Below are 21,014 nucleotides of genomic sequence, written 5' to 3'. Positions count from 1 at the left end.
AAGGGCCGAAGCCTTTTTCCGTCGAAATGCTCTTTACTTTCATATTACTCTCAGCAGCTGTTCATGCACATTTTCCGCTGATCTTATAGCCCACTCCACGAACGGTTTCCACCAGATCTCCTGCCGGTCCAAGCTTCTGGCGAAGGGTACGGATATGTACATCTACGGTTCTGCTCTCCCCGTCGAATTCATATCCCCAGATCTGATTTAAAAGCTGTGTTCTGGAAAGAACCGTACCACTGTTTTTCAGAAGGAGACAAAGCATCTCGTATTCTTTCAGTGTCAGATTCACAGGCTCCTGATCAACAGTTACCTCATGTCTTCCCGGACATACATAAAGATTTTCCATACGATACTCCTCTGCGCCATTGTCCTCTGATCTCCGAAGAAGGGCACGTACCCTGGAGATTAGCTCCATCATGCGGAACGGCTTCGGAATGTAATCATCTGCACCGCTGTCCAGACCTACCACGGTATCAAACTCACTTCCTTTTGCAGTAAGTATGATCACCGGAAGTTTCCGCACATCCGGACGGATACGGATTTTTTTTAAAATAGACAGTCCGTCTTCCTCCGGAAGCATAATGTCCAGAAGCACCAGTGAAGGCAGTTCTTTTTCCAGCGCTTTCCAGAAAAGTGATGGCCGTTCAAAGCCCTGTGCCTCCAGCCCCTGACTGTTTAATGTATATACAACAAGTTCACGGATACTTTCATCATCTTCCACAAGATATATCATAATTTTCCTCCAGCTTCATTTTTCATCTGATACGTGCAAGTATAAAGTGCATTCGTAAAATCCAGCATAGAAAAAAGGTTAAGTTTATGTAAAATATAGAAATCCTTAAGAAATTTTAATTTGTAAAAGCCGAACGTCAATGTTATGATAAAGCTGACAGTTGTCTGGAGGTTTTTTATTATGTATTCTTTTATTGTGAATCCCAATTCAAGATCCGGTGAGGGACGTAATGTCTGGAACCGGCTTCGCAGCATCATGGAAAGTCAGGGGATCTCATATCAGTATTTTCTCACAGAATATGTGGGACACGCCACAGTACTGGCACGAAGGATCAGTGCCGCCGGAACACCGGAGGATCCGGTAACTCTGGTAACAGTAGGCGGTGACGGCACTATTTATGAAGTACTTACCGGGATCATTGATCTGTCTTCGGTTGTTTTCGGATTTATTCCGGTCGGGTCCGGCAACGATTTCTGCCGCAGTATGGGCCTGCCCTTTGATCCTTTTGAAGCGCTTCGCTCTATTCTTGAGAACAGACGGACCATTTTCATGGATGTTCCTGTTCTCCACCTTGGCAGCCATTCCTACCGTTTCGGCATCAGTGCAGGAATGGGCTACGATGCGGCAATCTGTCAGGAAGTCCTGATCACACCTGGCAAAAAATTTCTCAACCGTCTCCATATGGGTAAACTCATCTACCTTATGGTGGCACTGAAGCAATTTCTCTTCCTTACTCCGTCCCCGGTCACGATAACACTTGACGGAAACAAACCACAAACCTTCAGCAGGACTTGGTTTGCGGCTGTAATGAACCAGAAATATGAAGGCGGAGGCTTTAAATTCTGTCCAGACGCCAGTCCGGAGGATGGTTTACTGGATGTGATCGTTATTGAAGGAATCTCCAAGCTGAAAATGCTGTTCTGCCTGCCGAGCGCTCTCTGGGGAAAACATACCCGCATTCGCGGTGTACATATTTTACAGTGCAGGAACGTACATATTACAAGTGCCCATTCCCTTCCTGTGCATAAAGACGGAGAATCCGGCGGAATCCAGCGTGAATTTTCTGTGACCATTGAAAAGAAACCTTTAAAAATCATAATGCCTGTGTTATAGTAGCAGGTAGATACTTAACAAAAAAGAAGCTTAAGGCTGACATCAGCCATACCTCAAGAAAAGGAGCGGCAAAATGTTGAGTAAAATTAAAAAATACAGGCACGGTTTTATCATAGCGATCTATTTCGTTGCCTATCTTATCCTGTTTGGATATCTGGAGCAGCGGCCTGTACGAGCCTACCATGTTGTACATACTGTTTTTGATGATATGATCCCGTTCTGCGAGATTTTTATTATTCCGTACCTTTTATGGTTTCCATATGTGGTAATGACGGTTGTGTATTTCCTGTTTCGCAATAAGAATAAAAAGGAATATTTCCAGCTGATCTTCAACCTGATGATGGGAATGACGGTTTTCCTTGTTGTTTCCTACATCTATCCGAACGTTCAGTATCTCCGCCCTGCGGTATTCCCCAGAAGCAACATCTTTACACGACTGGTGGCTGAGATCTATCGGACAGATACTCCCACCAATATCCTGCCAAGTATCCATGTATTTAATTCCCTGGCTGTTTATTTTGCCATTCATCACTGCCAGGCACTAAAAGACAGGAAATGGCTTCAGCGAGGAGCTCTGATCCTTTCTGTTCTGATCATCCTGTCCACCATGTTTATCAAGCAGCACTCCGTGATCGATGTATGTCTTGGTACCACACTGGCACTGTTCGGACATCTCCTGTTCTATCCACAGAGAGTGGAGGATTACGAGGAACAGCGTTCCCTATCTCATATGCGCAAGAAGAAGCCGGAACAGAATTTATAAAAAAAAGCCCCGTTGGGGGCTTTTTTTAATTAAATCCATAAAACTTCTGACAGATCTTATAGGCTGCCACAAACATCTTTCTTCCACCTCTTCCGGGAAGATTGGACACCCTTCCGAAGAGACTTCTCCGAAGCTTCCGGTACAGTCCCATATTCTGATCTTTGATGTAATCCTGCAGCTCCTGTTTTTTATCCAGGCATTCCTGCGTTGCAGCTCTTACCAGCATGATCGAAGAAACGGTTGTGATGATATCCAGATAGCTGAACATATAAGCACGAAGTCTGCGGTTGCTCACATTAGCCTTCAGATAGGCGTCCACCATCAGTTTGTTTACACGGATCTGCTGATCGATACGCTTGATCATCACTTTCTCATTGACAGACTGATCATCTCTTCCAATAAAATATCGATAGAAATTTACATCCAGATAATAGAGATTTTTTACATAGGGAAGCGGCTCAAACGCAAACAGGTTATCTACGTAGAACGTATGCTTCGGAAGCTCCATTCCACAGTCATGGAGAAGTTTTGTACGGTATATCATGGAATGCATAAGGAGATACTGGCCTTTTTTCATGTGGCGTACCTCATCCCATCCGAAAATCTGGTTTGTCGGAAAACAGTGTCTGTACTGCATGACCTTTTTGCGGGTAGCTCCCTGCTTCTCATAAACGAAATTACTGATGAGAAGATCCACGGTCTCAGCCCCACGTATCAGTTCATAAAGTGTTTTCAGGACCTCATAGTAGGCATCCTGATTTACCCAGTCATCACTGTCCACAACCTTGAAATAAAGTCCTGTTGCGTTTTTGATCCCTGTGTTGACTGCCTGTCCATGGCCGCCATTTTCCTGATGTATGGCTTTTACGATAGTTGGATATTTCTCGGCATAATCATCTGCGATCTCGGCAGTACGGTCACTGGAGCCATCATCTACAATGATGATCTCTACTTCCTCTCCTCCGATCAGCAGGGAATTGATGCATTTTGACATATAAGCCTCTGAATTATAGCATGGTATTGCTACGCTCAAAAGTTTCATGTGTTTTCCTCCTTCATATATCTGGTGTATGCGCGAAACGCAGATGGTATTGCATATTTTTTATCGGATTCTCTCTTATCCACAAACAGGAACTCCCCCTGCGGTGCTTCTTCCAGAGAGGATACAGCGATACGATAAGCACACATCCTCCATTCAATATGGGAAAAAATGTGCTTCGCATCCGGCAGTGCTTCGATCCGCAGTGGTTCCAGCCCCATGGCTTTTACCCGGGCAAGTGCCGCCTTCTCCGTCAGATGTCCTTCCACATTTGGAAGCTCATAAAGGCCTGCCAGAAGTCCTGTATCCGGACGTTTACGGATCGCTGTGCCTGCTCCGTCCTGGATCACAAGGACCGTTCGCTGTTCTATGGTGCGGGCTTTCTTCGGTGCTTTTACGGGAAGTTCTTCTACAGTTCCATGCTTTCTGGCAAGGCAAAAATGCCCCAACGGGCATTCTTCGCACTTTGCTGCTCCGTTTGGAACACAGACTACAGCTCCCAGCTCCATCATAGCCTGGTTGAAATCCCCTGGTCTGTCCTCAAACATCTGCTCTGTAAGATCATTTTCCACCGATTTCCGTACAGACTGTTTCATGATATCTCCACGGTTTTCGGTGAGTCTTGCGTATACCCGCAACACATTTCCATCTACTGCAGGGACTTTCTTTCCGTAGGCAATGGACGCAATGGCACCTGCCGTATATCTTCCTATTCCTTTTAACGAGAGAAGTGTCTCAAAATCCTCAGGGATCCTGCCTCCATATTCTTCCATGACCTGAACAGCCGCTTTCTGCATGTTGCGGACACGGCTGTAATAGCCAAGGCCTTCCCACAGCTTGATGATCCTCTCTTCCGGTGCCGCCGCAAGGGCTGCTACATCCGGAAGTTCCTGGATAAAGCGCTGAAAATAAGGTTTCACCGCTTCCACTCGGGTCTGCTGGAGCATGATCTCAGATACCCAGGTATAATAGGCATTGTCTTTATCTCTCCAGGGCAGGATCCTTTTGTTTTTATCGTACCATTTCAGAAGGGGTTCTGCAATGTTTTCAGGCATATCGTTTCCTTTCTATAATCTTACCGGTATCGGATCACATATCTTCATGGAATCTTCCGTGACAACACAGTCATAGGCCAGGATGTGAACACCGGCATCTGCTGCCGCCTTAAGTGTTTCTCCAAATTCCGGATGTGTCTCCCGATTTGGTTCAAAATACCTTACACCCTTCATCTGGATCACCAAAAGAAGATACGCCTCATAGCCGTCAGCTGCTGCATGCATCAGCTCACAGAGATGCTTGATCCCCCGTTCTGTAGGTGCGTCCGGAAAACGCACGATATTATTTTCTTCCAGAGTGACGCCTTTTACCTCGATAAAAGCCTTTCGCTTCCCGGATTCCACATACAGGTCAAAACGGGAATTTCCGTATGTCTTTTCTCTCCTGACAGTCACTTTCTCCGGAAAAAGATTTCCGGCCGCCACCCACTCTTCTGCTGCTTTATTTGGGGCCTGGGAATCCATATTGATCCAGCGGCCCTCCTTGTTCACACTGATCAGATCGTATTTCGTTTTCCTGGCAGGATTATCACTCTTTTCCAGGATCACTTCTGCTTCCGGAACAAGAAGTTCCCGGCATCTGCCTGTATTCTTCACATGGACCGTTTCCAGCTGATCCCCGATCTGCACATGAGCGATAAAACGGTTAGGCCTGTCTTTGAATATACCTCTGATCGTATTCTTATAATTCATAGTTTTTCCCTCGTAACCCTTACTATAACATAAAATCTTCAAAAGCGCAGTTGCTTTTTTTTCTTTTCTCATATAGAATTGTTTTGATAACTGTTCACTGGTAATATTCTGCGAGGTGTTTTTTGTGAGCGAAGGCCACAGAAAACCCGAGACATACCGCGCGAATTTATTCGATTAGCATAAATTCTGTGCATCGTGAAGCGTATTGCTGAGAACGGAGTGAACAGTAACTTGTTTTGTACTATGTCCAGTACAAAGGGTTGCTTTTTTTACATATCATAGTTTTTTGGGGAGGTTTTTCTGATGGACAGTATTATTTTTGATGTTGACGGTACGCTCTGGGATTCCACCGGAATCGTAGCTGAGGCCTGGAGTGATTACCTTATCCATACGGAGCACATGGATACCGACGTAAGCGCCAAACGACTGATGGGGCTTTTCGGCCAGCTGCTGCCGGATATCGCAAAGGCTCTTTTCCCTGAGCTTCCGGAAGCAGAACAGCTTCGTATCATCGACGGCTGCTGCCAGGCAGAGCACGAGGCACTGCTTCGCAAATGTGCTCCGCTGTATCCGGATCTTGAGGAAACACTGAAGATTCTTTCCAGCCGTTTTCCTCTTTTTATCGTCAGTAACTGCCAGGCCGGATATATTGAAGTGTTCCTGAAATCCACAGGCTTCGGACACTATTTCAAGGGCCATCTCTGTCCAGGTGACACCGGCATGGCCAAAGCGGAAAATATCATGAAGATCCGCGAGGATAATAATCTTTCCGATCCGGTTTATATCGGTGATACTATAGGAGACTTTAATGCCTGCCAGAAAGCAGGAGTTCCTTTTATCTTTGCTGAATACGGTTTCGGTCAGGTGGATAAACCGGATTACCGGATCACCAGGCCTTTTGACCTTACGGAGATATGCAGATGAGTATGAAAAAATCAAAATCCATAGACCTTACTTCCGGTCCGATCCTGAAAACGCTTTCAGAGCTTGCTCTTCCTATCATGGCATCTTCCCTTCTTGGAACTGCCTATAATATCACAGATATGGCCTGGATCGGACTTCTGGGCTCCAAGGCAGTTGCCGGTGTCGGTGTGGGCGGCATGTATGTGTGGCTTTCCCAGGGACTTGTAGCCCTTCCGAGAATGGGCGGACAGGTAAACACCGCACAGTCCTGCGGCCGGAAGGATTATAAAGAGGCACGTTCCTACGCGGCCAGTGCCCTGCAGATGACCATTCTCTTCGGGCTCTTATTTGCTGCAGCAAGTATTATATTTCTTGATCCTCTGATCGGATTTTTTAATCTGACAGACCCGGAAGCATATTCTTCTGCCAGATCTTATATGCTGATCACCTGCGGACTGATCATTTTTTCCTTCCTGAACCTGACTCTCACCGGACTTTTTACAGCCCAGGGAGATTCCAGGTCTCCACTGATGGCCAATTTTCTTGGACTTGTGGGAAATATGCTCCTGGATCCGCTCCTAATCCTTGGCATTGGACCTTTTCCACGGCTTGAAACGGCAGGTGCTGCCATTGCCACAGTAACTGCACAGTTTCTGGTTTTTGCAGTGCTGGTTTTCCGGATCTTTACTTCCGGGCTGGAAACAAATGTACTTCGTGAACTTCATCTTTTTTCACGTTTTCCGAGAAAATTTTATAAAAATATCTTCCGCATTGGTTTTCCAACCGCTATCCAGAGCATGCTCTACTGTATGATCTCCATGGTACTGACCAGAATGGTTTCCGCCTTCGGTGCTGCTGCCATTGCTGTCCAGCGTGTGGGCGGACAGATTGAATCCGTTTCCTGGAACACCGCGGACGGCTTTGCCTCTGCCTTAAATGCTTTTACCGCACAGAATTTCGGTGCAAAAAAATACGACCGCATCCGCCAGGGCTACCGTATTTCCTTTGGTATCCTGACAATCTGGGGCCTTATCATAACTGCAGCCTTTGTGCTGCTCCCACGCCCGATCTCCGGACTGTTTTTCCATGATCCGGAATCCCTTGGGATTTCTGTAAATTACCTGATCATCATCGGCTTCTGTGAGGCTTTCATGGCCATTGAGCTGATGACCATCGGTGCACTGTCCGGCCTTGGTATGACCAAGCTCTGCAGTATCATCAGTATTATCCTGACAGGGGCCAGAATCCCGCTTGCCATGCTGCTGACTCATGCGGGAATGGGACTCAATGGTATCTGGTGGGCACTTTCCCTTACTTCTATCGTAAAGGGAATCATCTTTACTCTGACATTCCGGCAGACCAGCCGAACGAAATTAAACTAAATACAGACAGAAAAACTCCCCGCGGATACCGGAGCCTGATCAGACAGGTTACCGTTTCACGGGGAGTTCTGCTTTTTTACCTAAAGGATAGTTCTGATACTTCTGATCATTTTTTGATACATTTTGTTCTGAGTACAAACAGAAATACCGCAAGTATCACAAACAGAATTACTACATAGGCAATCTTTGCTGCTACACTTGTGGTGAATGCGTCAACTCCTGTAGCCACTCCGATAAGTATCAGACAGATTCCTGAAACCTTTTCCATTTTTTTCTCATCATACTTCTGGGCTCTGGCCTGTGTGTTTCCGCCTTTCATAAAAAAGGAACCGTGTCCGGTAAAAAGCATAAATCCTACTACCAGTGCTGCGATTGTAAGTATAAAGCTGAATGACTGATCAAACATAATGTTTTCCTCCTGCTAAAGAACAGGAGCCACACACCGGATCACCGGCTGGCTCCTGTTTGTTTTTTGACTACAGCTCCGATCAATAGAAACAGACGATCGGAACATTATACTGGATAATGTTGTAAAGCTCTCCCGCTTTATCCGGCGGCATATTGATACAGCCGTGGGAACCTCCGGTTAGATACCGATCGCCTCCAAAATACGGCTGCCAGTCTGCATCATGGAATCCAATGCCTCCGTTAAACGGCATCCAGTAGGTTACCGGCTGTTCATAGGAATAGGTTCCGTCTGGTTTCTTGGTGCCACGTAACACATCCGGGCTCTTCTTATAGTACAAGGTGAAGATTCCAGGAGGTGTTTTTCTCTTGGGATCACTTGCAAGTCCGGATACGATATCTGATTCAAAGATCACATTTCCATCCTGATAATACCACATATACTGTTCTGTAAGGTCCACTTCAATGTAGGTATTTCCCAGATCATTCACACCATAGGAATTGGCTCTCATGGAATAAACCGGCTCTCTGGTCGTCTGAGCTCCGGACTGGATCTCCTGGGTAAGCTGTGCCACCTCTCCGTCCTGATCGATCTTCCAGCCATATGCAGAACCGGAAACCGAAACAGTTCTTCCGCTTGTTGTCTGGAACTGACGCTCTGTACCTACTGTATCATGATCCGCTGCAAGCTGTGCCACATAATCCACGATATGCTGTTTGAAGGATGCATCATCCTGGATCAGCTGGCCCTTTTCGTCAAACTGCAGCCAGTTCTTGATGGTGCTTCCATCAAGTGTTACTGTCTCATCTCCAAATGTGTAGGTGATGCTTGCCCTCGCAAAGTTATTATATGCATCCACCGTTGCCTGCAGATCTGCACTGTCGCTGGTCACATCTGCTTTCACATAAGCATCCGGGTTACTGCCAAGATCTACTTCCCCGTCATCGCTGCTGATAGCATCACTGATCATCTGATAGGCTTCTTTTACCTTCAGTTCACTTCCCACTGTCTCCGGCACGATCGTAAACTCGGAATCATTAAAGCTTACGTACGCATTCTCCGGTGCTACCTGATTCTCTTTCTGGGCACAGTTCAGTGCTTTCACTTCTGACTCCAGCTTTGACTTGTCAAAAGCTGTCTGCTCACTGGCTGTGTAAGTCGTCTTTTCAAAAAATCCTCTCACCCATTCATAGGGCTTCTGCGCTTTCAAAAGCTTCAGAACTTCACCACTGGATATATAACGATAACTGATATCCGTTCCTTCTATCGTCTGCGGTTCCTGATCTCTGGCCTTTACCTGGATGGAATAGCCTTCCATTTTTTTTGCGATCTCCTGCTCAACCTCATATGCAGTCCTGTTGGAGCTGTCGATCCCGTTAATCGTTGTGCCCTCAAAGAAATGACTGGTATAATAATAAGATACTCCTGCATATGCACAGCCTGCCACTACCAAAACCATGGCGGCGATCATTCCGGTCACCTTCAGTGCCTTATGCTTTTTCTTTTCGGGTATAACAATAGGTTCAAATTCAGATTCATCGATAGGTACGTAGGTGATCTTCCTTGGCCTTGCTGATTTCGAAGGTCGTGCCGACTTGTGAGCAGCTGATCTGTTATTTTTATTTTCAGGCTGAGGCTCTCCTGCAGTATCACTGACGATCTTTGCCATGGCATCATTGATCCTGTCCTCGATATCCCTCTTTTCATCGTTGCTCATATTTATTCACCTCTATGTTCATGTGCCTTCAAAAAAGGCATCTTTCCATTGATACTTTCTGGTCTTACTCACCAGCTTTTTCATTATATCATACTTTCCGGAAATTGCATCTCATTTCACGGTTTTTTTATAACTTATTTGTACCGTACAGCTTCCGCGCCATATCTTTCATAACATAGAAATACATTACCCAAAGGAGCACTGACGCAAAGATCCAGGCCACCGGACTTGCAAGACAGGTACCGATATAGCTGCTTTTTCCGGCTGCAACGGTAGCGGTGATCCCTCTTCCTGCAAGCTCAGCCACACCGGCCATCATAGGAAGAAGACCATATCCCATTCCCTGGATCCCGTTTCGCAGTACATTGACAAAATACAGAGGAATAAAAAACAGTGCCACACATTTTACATAGATTGCTACCATAGGAAGCACTTCTTTAATGTTATCTGAGATAAACAGATATGCGAAATATTTTCCCGCAAAGAACAGAAAACTGCCAACAACAACAGAATATACAATTCCTATAAAATGCGAAGCCCGGAAGCCTTCCCGCACTCTCTCAAGCTTTCCGGCTCCGATATTCTGTGCATTGTAGGTAGCGCTGGCAGTTCCCTGTGCCACATATGCCTGGGTGAAGATCTGCTCGATCTTACTTCCTGCTGTAAACGCCGCCACCGCATAAGAGCCAAGCATATTTAAGGCTGACTGTACCATCATGGTTCCGATCGCCGTAATGGAATACTGCAGTCCCATTGGGATTCCCACACCGATCTGCTTGGCTGCGAGGTTACGTCTAAAATACCAGTCTTCTTTTTTCATACGGAGCTCCGGCACAAACTTCCAGATATATACCAGACATAAGACTCCTGAAACTCCCTGGGAAATAATGGTAGCCCAGGCTGCTCCAGGTGCTCCCAGCTTAAACACGATGATAAATACAAGGTCAAGCACAATATTCAGCATTGCAGATAAGATCAGAAAATACAGTGGTACCTTACTGTTTCCCAGTGCACGGAGGATACTGGCCAGGATATTATATAATGCCTGGGCAAAAATCCCTCCGCAGATGATCATAACGTAAGCATATGCATCCTTGAAAATATCATCCGGCGTATGCATAAATTTCAGAAGTGCATGCATACCTGTCATGCTGACTGCTGTCATCACTGCCGAGACCAGCGCTGTCAGGATCAGTGCATTTCCCACGGTCTGACGCATCTCATCCATTTTTCCCGCACCGTACTTCTGTGCAGTCAGTACGGTAAAACCGGCAGTAAGTCCCAGAAGAAAGCCTATGATCAAAAAGATGATAGTTCCTGTTGAGCCAACTGCCGCCAGTGCCTTTGTTCCTACAAATTTTCCTACAACCACCGCATCTACCATATTGTAGAACTGCTGAAATACATTACCAATAAATACCGGGATCGTAAATCCCAGGAGCACTTTTACCGGTTTTCCCTGTGTCATGTCTGTTTTCATGAAATCTTTTTTCCCCCCATTTAATTTGATCGTTCATAAACTTTGTGCTGCTTTTTGTTATTCTTTTTATTATTCTTTCTGTAACTTTACAGTTGCTCAAAAGTTACCTGTTTTTATGTATCAGAGGGATTATAGTTGAAATGGAATGATTTTACAAGATGATTTTGAAAATTTTTTTCATGTGTGGAAACAGAAACAATCGGATGAAAAAATCCCGGCAGATCCGTAAAAATCTGCCGGGATTCCGTGAAGCTTATTTATTTCTCAACAAGAAGAGACTCTCCTGTCATTTCCTTCGGCTGCTCCATACCCATAAGCTGGATCAGAGTCGGAACGATATCTGCAAGACATCCGTTCTCACGAAGTGTGTATTTCGGATCTGCGTTTACAAGGATAAACGGTACCGGGTTCGTTGTATGAGCTGTCCACGGCTCACCTGTTTCATAATTTACAAGCTGCTCTGCGTTACCATGGTCAGCGCAGATAAAGAGCTGTCCGTCAACCTCTTTGATCGCCTCTACAGCCTTACCAACACACGCATCAACAGTCTCAACAGCCTTGATCGCAGCTGCCTCAACACCTGTATGGCCAACCATATCCGGGTTCGCAAAGTTGATGATGATCACATCATATTTGTCAGATTTGATCGCCTCTACAAGCTTTTCACAAACCTCCGGTGCACTCATCTCCGGCTGCATATCGTAAGTCGGAACCTTCGGGGATTTTACAAGGATTCTGTCCTCTCCTTTGTTTGGTTCCTCAACACCACCGTTGAAGAAGAATGTAACATGTGCATATTTCTCTGTCTCGGCGATACGTGCCTGTGTCATATCGTGAGCTGCAAGGTACTCACCAAAGGTATTGTGAAGAAGAACCTTGTGGAATGCTACCAGCTTATTCTGGATGGTATCATCATACTCTGTGAAGCATACGAATGTGGTATCCAGTCTCTTTGCTCTCTCAAAGCCCTTAAAATCGTCATCACAGAAAGCTCTTGTGATCTCTCTTGCACGGTCCGGACGGAAGTTGAAGAATACAACGGAATCCTTATCGGAAATAGTTGCAACCGGTTTGCCGTCCTTCTCGATAACAGTCGGAAGCACAAATTCATCTGTCTTGTCATCATCATAGGAAGCCTGAACTGCTGCTGCAGCATCTGTTCCCTTTACGCCTTCGCCCTGTGTAAGAGCTTTATATGCAAGCTCAACACGATCCCAGCGGTTATCACGATCCATTGCATAATAACGTCCGGAGATCACACCGATCTCACCAACGCCGATCTCTTTCATTTTAGCTTCCAGCTGCTCTACAAACTCTTTACCGGATGCAGGCGGTGTGTCACGTCCATCCAGGAAGCAGTGTACGTAAACTTTCTTGAGTCCCTCTCTCTTTGCCATCTCAAGAAGTCCGTAGAGATGTGTATTGTGGCTGTGTACTCCACCGTCAGAAAGAAGTCCCATAAAATGGATCGCGGAATCGTTGTCTTTTGCATTCTTCATAGCAGTAAGAAGTGCCTCATTCTTGAAGAAATCGCCGTCCTGGATCTCTTTTGTGATCCTTGTAAGCTCCTGGTATACGATACGGCCTGCGCCCATGTTCATATGACCAACCTCGGAGTTACCCATCTGTCCGTCCGGAAGACCTACCGCAAGACCGCTGGCATTGCCTTTTACAAACGGATAATCTTTCATGAGTCCGTCCATAACCGGTGTTTTTGCCTCATATACAGCATTTCCGTCATGTCTGTCATTGAGTCCGTATCCATCAAGGATCATTAAAACTGTTGGTTTTTTGCTCATAATTTTCCCCTTCTTATCTTTGATCGAAAATCTGTCCGGCACAGCTCTTCACTGATTCTGAAACCCTCTGTACCATTCAGGATTCTTTTGTTTTCCATTTTATATAGTACCAAAATCCAGAAATTTTGCAACGTTTTCTTTGACAAAAATTTGTCTGTTTTCAATTTCCCGACAACTGATACAGCTGATCTGTAAATTTACGCGAAAGATATTATTTCTGGTATACACGGATCATAGAAGAAATCTTTCTTACAGATGCGCTGTTTTCCAGTTCTTCCTTAACCTTAAAGAAAGCGCCCTCGCTTACAAGTTTGGTGATCACAACAACCTCTGCGGTATCCGGTCTCTTGCTTTCTTTCTGCATGATCTGTGCCACGCTTGCCTGATATTTTGCAAAATGCTCCAGGATTTCAGCCAGCACACCGCAGCGGTCCTCTACCTGCAGGCGGAGGAAATAACGGTTATGGGTATCTGCCATATTTTTTACCGGAAGTGTCTTATAGCAGGTGCAGCCTACTCTTCCGCAGCAATCTGCCTTCATATTACGGACTACCTCAAATACATCACCGGCAACCGCACTTGCTGTAGGAAGCTCACCTGCTCCACGTCCGTAGAACATGGTATCTCCTACTGCATCTCCGTGTACAAAAACCGCATTATAAGAATCATTGACGGATGCAAGGGGATGCTCTGCCGGGATCAGCATCGGGCAGACATAGGCCTCAACGCCGTCCTCCTGACAGCGTGCAACACCCAGAAGCTTGATCTCGCAGCCCATTTCTTTTGCGTAACGGATATCCTTTGCCGTGATCTTTGTGATTCCTTCTATATGAACATTATCAAGGGTAACTCTGGAATTAAAGGCAACTGATGCAAGGATGGCAACCTTTCTTCCAGCATCAATTCCCTCGATATCTGCAGTAGGATCTGCCTCTGCATATCCAAGTTCTGTAGCAAGAGCAAGAGCATCTGAAAATTCCATTCCCTCCTGGGACATCTTGGTAAGGATAAAGTTCGTAGTTCCGTTTACGATTCCCATAACTTCCGTTACATGGTTGGCCTCAAGACTGTTCTTCAACGGGCTGATGATCGGGATTCCTCCGGCAACTGCTGCCTCAAACAGAAAATCCTTCTGCGCTGCCCTGGCAGTTTCCAGGATCTCTTTTCCGTGGACTGCGATCAGATCCTTGTTTGCAGTTACAACGTTCTTGCCGTCTTTCAGTGCTGCAAGGATATAAGTACGTGCCGGCTCGATCCCGCCGATCAGCTCGATCACAATATCAATGGAAGGATCTCCCTCAATATCTGCCCAGTCTGTTGTAAGAACAGAAGGATCGTCTACCTTCCCGGACGCTTTCTCAAGGTTACGCACCAGGATCTTTGTGATCTTTACTTGGCATCCAAGCTTGGCTGTCATTTCCTGCTCCTGGCTTTTGATCACTTTATATACACCGGTTCCTACTGTTCCGAGACCAAGAAGGGCCGCATTTACGACTTTTTCGTTCATTTTCTGATGTCCCCTTTCCGTTTTTTCCAATTTTTATCAGAGTAACTCCTATGTTATGGCAGAAAACGCTTTTTGTCAAGTTCCGGCAGAGGAAGCAATTCCAGCCAGCTGCCAAAAAGTCCGGTGATCAGTTCCTGCACCATAGCTTTTGACTGTGGTTCCAGTTTATCCAGCTGGCGCACCATGGCAGCCAGACTTTTCAGGCCACCTTCCTGGATTTGGGAAATGGTATCTGCTCCGGTTGCTTCCAACACAGAAAAGAGTTCCCCGATGAGATGCTCTCTCTGCTTTTCATCCATATGGTCGATCCATTTATGAAGACTTCGATCTGACGCCGCAGCTCTTCTTGTCAAACTTTCTTTCTCTATAAAGGATGGCCCCATTACCTCCCAGGTAAAAGCATCATGCTGCAGGATTCCCTTCTGTGTACTGGCTACGATCCGCGGATCTTTCTGGTGGCTGAGCAACATACCGATCACAGATGCCTCGGGAATGATACGAGTGACTTTTGGCAAAACCCTTTCCACTCTTCCGGGACTGAAAAATCCTTCTGGAAAACCCGGGCCATCATTATCATAGACAGAAAGAAGCTTTTCCTGCAGGATGTCACTGCACTGCATCGCTGCATACATAGCCAGATTTCCGCCTTTGGAATGACCGCCGATCCGCAGCATGGACTGTATATAAGTTCCATGCGTTTCCAGATATCCCAACGCTTTTCTGTGCGAAGGAACAACTCCGTTGCTTAAGTTAAAATCCTCCTTCCATCCCACAATGGTATCATCGGTTCCCCGAAAGGAAATATATGTGGTTCCATCATCCAGTCCTATAGTCACTGCCGCAAACTGCTGAGCCTGACTGGAAAGGATTTCATTGACAAAGCCTCCTACTGTACATTTCCGGAATCTCTCCGCACAGGCCATTTTTTCAAGGAGCACCGGTGTATTCTGCAGAAATGCACTTTCTGCTTTCAGATCCTTCTTCATTTCCCGTCTGGAAAAAGCCGCAAAGAGTTCTTCTACAGAAAGAGTATTTCCGTTTTTTACTTCTGCCCTCTCATCCAGATCAAGATAGGAAAAACACGCCAGTATCAGATTGTCAACTTCATTAAAGGGTGACTGCTCAAAGGTAAGATCTCCTCTCCAGTCAAGATAATCCAGAATATTCCCCATAAAATCCTCCGCAAATGATCATATAAGCGTCTTACGCACAGCTACAGGCTTTCTTTCTATTATAATACGTAACGGCTGCATCACAACACAGCCATCTGATGCGTTTCTGCCGTTATCAGATAACCGTTTTCTGAAACGACATACCCTGCCAGATATTTATTGTTATCATACCATAAATCCTGATCATTTGCTCCTTTCATCCATTTTTTTTCTGAGATAAAGGATGTAATGAATGCAGCCGCAGGTAAAAGCCGGAAACAGTATCGACAGGCCTGCTGCTGACATCATATAGATCACTGCCCCTTTTCCGTCATCCGGTGTTCCTGCCACAAAGCAGTAGAACATGGTAGCTGAAAAATACAGTGTGATCACCACTGAAATTAAGATTTTAAAAAACTTCCTCATTGCTTCTCCTTTCTGTAGTGTCGATATAAGGACACTGTTGTGATTCCAATTTTACCTTCATAATAAGATTAATTCAAGGATGAATCGGACAGGATATATATCTGATAAAATATGACAGATTTTGGGTCACGATGAAGAAGCGTGGGATCACTCAGTATGATCTTTATGAACATTATCAGATCACCCGTTCACTTCTGGACAGACTTCGAAAAAATAAAAATGTTGAAATTTATACCATAGACAGGCTGTGTTCCATTCTCCACTGCGAGATCGAGGACATTGTGGAACACGTTCCCGAGCCTGACGAAAGGAACGAACATACAGAAAAAGCTTCAGAGAAAAACAATCCTTACTCTGAAGATAAGAAAAACTCTCTCTGACTGTGATCAGATGCAGCTTTTTTGTTAGCTGTGCTATCCGTGTCAGGGAGAGTTTTTCTGGTTTTTTTATAAAAAGATATAAAAAAAGGGGCCGAAGCCCCTTTTTAAGTGAATCTTATTTGTAGTTTACGATCTTTCCGAAATCTGGTTTCAGGGAAGCGCCACCTACAAGACCGCCATCGATGTCAGCCTGAGCGAATAAGTCAGGAGCTGTTGCAGCGTTTACAGATCCGCCGTACTGGATACGGATCTCTGCTGCTGTAGCATCATCATAGATCTCAGCGATGCATTTACGGATATCAGCGCAAACTTCCTGAGCCTGCTCTGTTGTAGCTGTCTTACCTGTTCCGATAGCCCAGATCGGCTCGTAAGCGATAACTGCTGTCTTAGCCTGATCAGCTGTAACACCCTGGAATCCAACCTTAACCTGCTGACGGATGAAGTCCATTGTTACGCCCTGCTCTCTCTGAGTAAGTGTCTCACCACAGCACATGATCGGTGTGATGCCATGCTCGAAAGCTTTGAGCATTTTTTTGTTAACGTCCTCGTTTGTCTCACCGAAGTACTCTCTTCTCTCGGAGTGTCCAAGTACAACGTACTTAACGCCTGCATCTACGAGCATAGCCGGAGCGATCTCACCTGTGTAAGCGCCTTTCTCCTCGAAGTACATGTTCTCAGCACCAACCTGGATGTTAGAACCTTTAGCTGCCTCAACAACAGGGATGATGTCGATAGCCGGTACGCAGAATACTACGTCAACTTCATCGTTAACAACAAGCGGTTTTAAAGTCTCAACAAGCTTTACAGCCTCGCTTGGTGTCATGTTCATTTTCCAGTTTCCAGCAATGATTTTCTTTCTTGCCATGGTTTTATCTCCTTTTTTGTGTTCTTGGAACACTTTATTTTTTATCAGTCTTTATCGTTAGCTGCTGCTACACCCGGAAGCTCTTTTCCCTCAAGGAACTCAAGAGAAGCACCGCCGCCTGTGGAGATGTGTGTCATCTTGTCGCCATATCCGAGGATATTTACAGCTGCTGCAGAATCACCGCCACCGATGATCGTTGTTGCATCTGTCTCAGCAAGAGCTTTGGCAACTGCTTCTGTACCATGAGCGAAGTTCGGCATCTCGAAGCATCCCATCGGTCCGTTCCATACAACAGTCTTGGCATCTTTTACAGCGTCTGCAAAAAGCTTCTCAGTCTCCGGTCCGATATCCATTCCTTCCCATCCGTCCGGAATCTCACCACGTTTTACAACCTGGATGTTGCAGTCGTTGGAGAAGTTATCACCGATTCTGTTATCTACAGGAAGAAGAAGCTTCACGCCCTTCTCCTCTGCTTTCTTCATCATGTCAAGAGCATACTGAAGGTAATCATCCTCGCAGAGGGATGTTCCGATATGTCCGCCCATAGCCTTGGAGAATGTATAGGACATACCACCACCGATGATCAGTGTATCTACCTTGTCAAGAAGGTTGTTGATTACAGAGATCTTGCTGGAAACCTTAGCACCGCCAAGAATTGCTACGAATGGTCTCTCCGGATTGTTTACAGCGTTTCCAAGAAAATCGATCTCTTTCTGCATCAGATATCCTACAACTGCTGTTTTTACATATTTGGTAACACCTACGTTAGAGCAGTGAGCTCTGTGAGCAGTTCCGAATGCATCATTTACAAATACATCACAGAGGGAAGCAAGATCTTCGCTGAACTTGTCTTCGTTCTTTGTCTCTTCTGCACGATAACGTGTGTTCTCAAGAAGAACTACATCGCCATCTTTCATCTCTGCTACAGCAGCTTTTGCGTTCGGTCCTACTACCTCAGGATCTGCTGCAAATTTTACTTCCTGGCCAAGAAGCTCAGAAAGACGAACTGCTACAGGTGCAAGAGAAAGCTCCGGTTTCGGCTCTCCCTTCGGTTTTCCAAGGTGGGAGCAAAGGATAACCTTTCCGCCGTCTGCGATCAGTTTCTTGATTGTAGGAAGAGCAGCTACAAGACGGTTCTCATCTGTGATCTTTCCATCCTGAAGCGGAACATTGAAGTCGCATCTTACAAGTACTTTCTGTCCTTTTACATTGATATCGTCAACACTTTTTTTGTTCAGCATCTCTATATCTCCTTAACTTTTATTTCTGCAAAAGCAGATGAATAAGGGCGAGCGGTATTGTTGTCCGCTCTGTTAACAGTCATTCCTCAGACATTTTTTTGTTTGGTCTTTTGGAAAAAAAGGGCCCGGTCCTCTTCAGACCGGACCCTTTCTGAGTCTATTCTTCTACACCCGTTCGCAGAAAATTAAGCGTTCAGAAGTTTTCCGAAGTGCTTGATTGTACGAACCATCTGGCTTGTGTAGGAGTTCTCGTTGTCATACCAGGAAACTACCTGAACCTCTGTTGTGCCATTCTCAAGTGGAAGTACCATTGTCTGAGTAGCATCGAAGAGGGAACCAAATCTCATACCAACGATATCGCTGGATACGATCTCATCCTCGTTGTATCCGAAGGACTCATTGGAAGCTGCTTTCATAGCTGCGTTGATCTGCTCTTTAGTAACGTTTCCTTCAACTACTGCTGTAAGGATTGTTGTAGAACCTGTTGGGGTAGGTACACGCTGTGCAGAACCGATAAGTTTGCCGTTAAGCTCTGGGATAACAAGTCCGATAGCTTTAGCAGCACCTGTGCTGTTCGGAACGATGTTAACTGCAGCTGCACGGGATCTTCTCAGATCGCCTTTTCTCTGCGGTCCGTCAAGTGTCATCTGATCGCCTGTGTAAGCGTGGATTGTGCACATGATACCGGATTTGATCGGTGCAAGATCGTTAAGAGCCTTAGCCATTGGTGCAAGGCAGTTTGTTGTACAGGAAGCTGCGGAGATGATCTTGTCCTCGTTTGTAAGACCCTGATGGTTTACGTTGTAAACGATTGTCTTAAGGTCGTTTCCAGCCGGAGCGGAAATAACTACGTGCTTAGCACCTGCATCGATATGAGCCTGAGCTTTGTCTTTGGATGTGTAGAAACCTGTGCACTCAAGAACTACGTCTACACCGATCTCTCCCCATGGAAGCTCTGCAGCGTTAGCCTTAGCATAGATTTTGATCTCTTTTCCGTCTACTGTGATGGAATCCTCGCCTGCTGTTACTTTATCAGCAAGAGCATATCTTCCCTGTGTAGAATCATATTTTAATAAGTGAGCAAGCATCTTAGGAGATGTAAGATCGTTGATTGCTACGATCTCAAATCCTTCTGCTCCAAACATCTGACGGAATGCAAGACGACCGATACGTCCAAAACCATTAATTGCAACTTTTACTGCCATGATAAATTCCTCCTATGAATTGAATGGTGATTTAAATCGTTCCTTTGTTAAAGAAACATCAACCTGTTTCATATTGTACCTAATTCCAAACAAAAATTCAAGAGCTATTTATAAAAAAGAACATTAAAATAAATATTAAGAAAATTTCTGAAAAATGTGCTATAATTCTCTGATAGAAAGTTCTGTCCTGCTGATTCCCAAAACGGATATCTATATTCCCGCTGGGAGTTTGACTTTCCCGGATTCATAACAGGCAGATACGATCATTGTCACAGAATATAAAGGCTTGAATATGGAGGTACAAAATGGACCAGAAAATTTTATGGGACTGCCATATGCACTCCTCTTTTTCCGCAGATTCCGATACGCCGATGGAAGAAATGATCCAGACTGCCGCAGACCAGGGTCTCACGGGAATCTGTTTTACTGAACATTTTGATCCGGATTATCCCGATACTCCGGAAAATCTTGATTTTTTCCTGAATATCCCTGCATACCGCCAGAAACTTGAGAGTCTTGCGGATGCTTTTAAAGACCAGATCCAGGTTAACTTCGGGATCGAGCTTGGACTTCAGCCTCAGCTTGCAGAATCTTTTTCCGATCTTCTGAAAGAAGTTCCCTTTGATTTCGTTATCGGTTCCTCCCATGTGGTGCACGGATACGATCCTTATTATCCTTCTTATTTTGAGGGCCGTAAGGAATCCGCATGCTACATGGAATATTTTGAATCCATCCTGGAAAATATCGCTGCTTTTGACGAGATGGATGTGTACGGACATATCGACTATGTAGTACGTTATGGTCCAAATCAGAACCGTCAGTATTCTTATGGAAGATATAAGGAGATCCTGGACGAGATCCTGCGGACATTGATCCGCAAAAATGTGGGAATCGAGCTGAACACAGGCGGTTATCACTACGGGCTTGGTGAACCGAATCCATGTGTCAATATTATCCGACGTTACCGTGAGCTTGGCGGTGAGATCATCACCATCGGTGCAGATGCCCATACTCCGGATAAGATCGGCTATGCTTTTGACAAGGCGGCTGATGTTCTCCGTGAATGTGGTTTTTCCTATTATGCTGTATTTAAAAACCGCCGTCCTGTTTTTCATAAGCTGTAGCTCTGTTTCTCTCTCCAGTGAGAGAGTTT

The 21,014-nt window shown here is 45.4% G+C and carries 20 protein-coding genes; 6 read left to right on the top strand and 14 right to left on the bottom strand.

The annotated features are described in order from the left end of the window. Positions 1–61: 61 nt before the first annotated feature. On the bottom strand, positions 62–736 hold the full coding sequence (locus LKD46_RS01300; protein ID WP_110102516.1) for a response regulator transcription factor: 675 nt from the start codon (positions 734–736) through the stop codon (positions 62–64). A 180-nt stretch (positions 737–916) separates the two neighbouring features. Between LKD46_RS01300 and LKD46_RS01295 the strand changes: the two genes are divergently transcribed. Then, positions 917–1,849: a diacylglycerol/lipid kinase family protein gene (locus tag LKD46_RS01295; protein ID WP_110102517.1), complete on the top strand. Its 933-nt coding sequence runs from the start codon at positions 917–919 to the stop codon at positions 1,847–1,849. Positions 1,850–1,922: 73 nt separating this feature from the next. Then, the gene (locus tag LKD46_RS01290; protein ID WP_110102518.1) at positions 1,923–2,612 is read left to right on the top strand and encodes a phosphatase PAP2 family protein; all 690 of its coding nucleotides are present in this window, start codon (positions 1,923–1,925) and stop codon (positions 2,610–2,612) included. A 25-nt stretch (positions 2,613–2,637) separates the two neighbouring features. Here the strand turns inward: LKD46_RS01290 and LKD46_RS01285 are convergent, their stop codons facing one another. The 3 genes from LKD46_RS01285 to sfsA are packed head-to-tail and all read right to left on the bottom strand — an operon-like array spanning position 2,638 to position 5,399. Next, a complete protein-coding gene (locus tag LKD46_RS01285) occupies positions 2,638–3,654 on the bottom strand; it encodes a glycosyltransferase family 2 protein (protein WP_021652289.1) in 1,017 nt (338 codons plus the stop codon). Then, positions 3,651–4,706, bottom strand: a complete 1,056-nt coding sequence (mutY, locus tag LKD46_RS01280; RefSeq protein WP_110102519.1) for an A/G-specific adenine glycosylase — start codon at positions 4,704–4,706, stop codon at positions 3,651–3,653. The genes LKD46_RS01285 and mutY overlap by 4 nt, the downstream gene beginning before the upstream one ends. A 12-nt stretch (positions 4,707–4,718) precedes the next feature. Then, a complete protein-coding gene (sfsA, locus tag LKD46_RS01275) occupies positions 4,719–5,399 on the bottom strand; it encodes a DNA/RNA nuclease SfsA (RefSeq protein WP_022426438.1) in 681 nt (226 codons plus the stop codon). 303 nt (positions 5,400–5,702) lie between these two features. Here sfsA and LKD46_RS01270 point away from each other — a divergent pair, with 303 nt between their 5' ends. Both LKD46_RS01270 and LKD46_RS01265 read left to right on the top strand, forming a co-directional pair. Beyond that, the gene (locus tag LKD46_RS01270) at positions 5,703–6,323 is read left to right on the top strand and encodes an HAD family hydrolase (protein ID WP_022426437.1); all 621 of its coding nucleotides are present in this window, start codon (positions 5,703–5,705) and stop codon (positions 6,321–6,323) included. A 2-nt stretch (positions 6,324–6,325) separates the two neighbouring features. Then, positions 6,326–7,684: an MATE family efflux transporter gene (locus tag LKD46_RS01265; protein ID WP_173741545.1), complete on the top strand. Its 1,359-nt coding sequence runs from the start codon at positions 6,326–6,328 to the stop codon at positions 7,682–7,684. 106 nt (positions 7,685–7,790) lie between these two features. Here the strand turns inward: LKD46_RS01265 and LKD46_RS01260 are convergent, their stop codons facing one another. From LKD46_RS01260 to LKD46_RS01230, 7 genes are all read right to left on the bottom strand, one after another. Further along, on the bottom strand, positions 7,791–8,090 hold the full coding sequence (locus LKD46_RS01260; protein ID WP_015527011.1) for a DUF3784 domain-containing protein: 300 nt from the start codon (positions 8,088–8,090) through the stop codon (positions 7,791–7,793). Positions 8,091–8,172: 82 nt separating this feature from the next. Next, on the bottom strand, positions 8,173–9,807 hold the full coding sequence (locus LKD46_RS01255) for a L,D-transpeptidase family protein (RefSeq protein ID WP_021652284.1): 1,635 nt from the start codon (positions 9,805–9,807) through the stop codon (positions 8,173–8,175). Between the two features lie 127 nt (positions 9,808–9,934). Then, positions 9,935–11,287, bottom strand: a complete 1,353-nt coding sequence (locus LKD46_RS01250) for an MATE family efflux transporter (protein WP_092069591.1) — start codon at positions 11,285–11,287, stop codon at positions 9,935–9,937. Positions 11,288–11,544: 257 nt separating this feature from the next. Continuing rightward, the gene (gene gpmI, locus LKD46_RS01245; RefSeq protein ID WP_059085365.1) at positions 11,545–13,086 is read right to left on the bottom strand and encodes a 2,3-bisphosphoglycerate-independent phosphoglycerate mutase; all 1,542 of its coding nucleotides are present in this window, start codon (positions 13,084–13,086) and stop codon (positions 11,545–11,547) included. Positions 13,087–13,297: 211 nt separating this feature from the next. Next, on the bottom strand, positions 13,298–14,593 hold the full coding sequence (locus tag LKD46_RS01240; protein ID WP_227573679.1) for a homoserine dehydrogenase: 1,296 nt from the start codon (positions 14,591–14,593) through the stop codon (positions 13,298–13,300). A 53-nt stretch (positions 14,594–14,646) separates the two neighbouring features. Further along, positions 14,647–15,765 carry an Mbeg1-like protein gene (locus LKD46_RS01235; RefSeq protein ID WP_173722595.1) on the bottom strand — a complete coding sequence of 373 codons (1,119 nt, stop codon included), beginning with the start codon at positions 15,763–15,765 and terminating at the stop codon, positions 14,647–14,649. A gap of 183 nt (positions 15,766–15,948) precedes the next feature. Then, complete coding sequence (locus LKD46_RS01230) at positions 15,949–16,170, bottom strand: hypothetical protein (RefSeq protein WP_021652279.1); 222 nt, start codon at positions 16,168–16,170, stop codon at positions 15,949–15,951. 131 nt (positions 16,171–16,301) lie between these two features. Between LKD46_RS01230 and LKD46_RS01225 the strand changes: the two genes are divergently transcribed. Next, entirely contained in the window at positions 16,302–16,550 is a 249-nt protein-coding gene (locus LKD46_RS01225) for a helix-turn-helix domain-containing protein (RefSeq protein ID WP_331465925.1), read from the top strand. A 115-nt stretch (positions 16,551–16,665) separates the two neighbouring features. Here LKD46_RS01225 and tpiA read toward each other — a convergent pair whose 3' ends face one another. From tpiA to gap, 3 genes are all read right to left on the bottom strand, one after another. Beyond that, positions 16,666–17,415, bottom strand: a complete 750-nt coding sequence (gene tpiA, locus LKD46_RS01220; RefSeq protein ID WP_021977259.1) for a triose-phosphate isomerase — start codon at positions 17,413–17,415, stop codon at positions 16,666–16,668. Between the two features lie 44 nt (positions 17,416–17,459). After that, the gene (locus LKD46_RS01215) at positions 17,460–18,656 is read right to left on the bottom strand and encodes a phosphoglycerate kinase (RefSeq protein WP_015527000.1); all 1,197 of its coding nucleotides are present in this window, start codon (positions 18,654–18,656) and stop codon (positions 17,460–17,462) included. A 185-nt stretch (positions 18,657–18,841) separates the two neighbouring features. Next, positions 18,842–19,861 carry a type I glyceraldehyde-3-phosphate dehydrogenase gene (gene gap, locus LKD46_RS01210; protein ID WP_021652276.1) on the bottom strand — a complete coding sequence of 340 codons (1,020 nt, stop codon included), beginning with the start codon at positions 19,859–19,861 and terminating at the stop codon, positions 18,842–18,844. A 305-nt stretch (positions 19,862–20,166) separates the two neighbouring features. Between gap and LKD46_RS01205 the strand changes: the two genes are divergently transcribed. Then, the gene (locus LKD46_RS01205) at positions 20,167–20,985 is read left to right on the top strand and encodes a histidinol-phosphatase HisJ family protein (protein WP_092069585.1); all 819 of its coding nucleotides are present in this window, start codon (positions 20,167–20,169) and stop codon (positions 20,983–20,985) included. The last annotated feature ends 29 nt before the right edge of the window (positions 20,986–21,014 follow it).

Origin of the sequence: Blautia fusiformis, assembly GCF_020686995.1 — a bacterium.
In the GTDB taxonomy this organism is placed as follows: domain Bacteria; phylum Bacillota; class Clostridia; order Lachnospirales; family Lachnospiraceae; genus Blautia_A; species Blautia_A fusiformis.
Note: the sequence above shows the minus strand (reverse complement) of the source record. Positions and strands in the feature narration are given on the sequence as shown.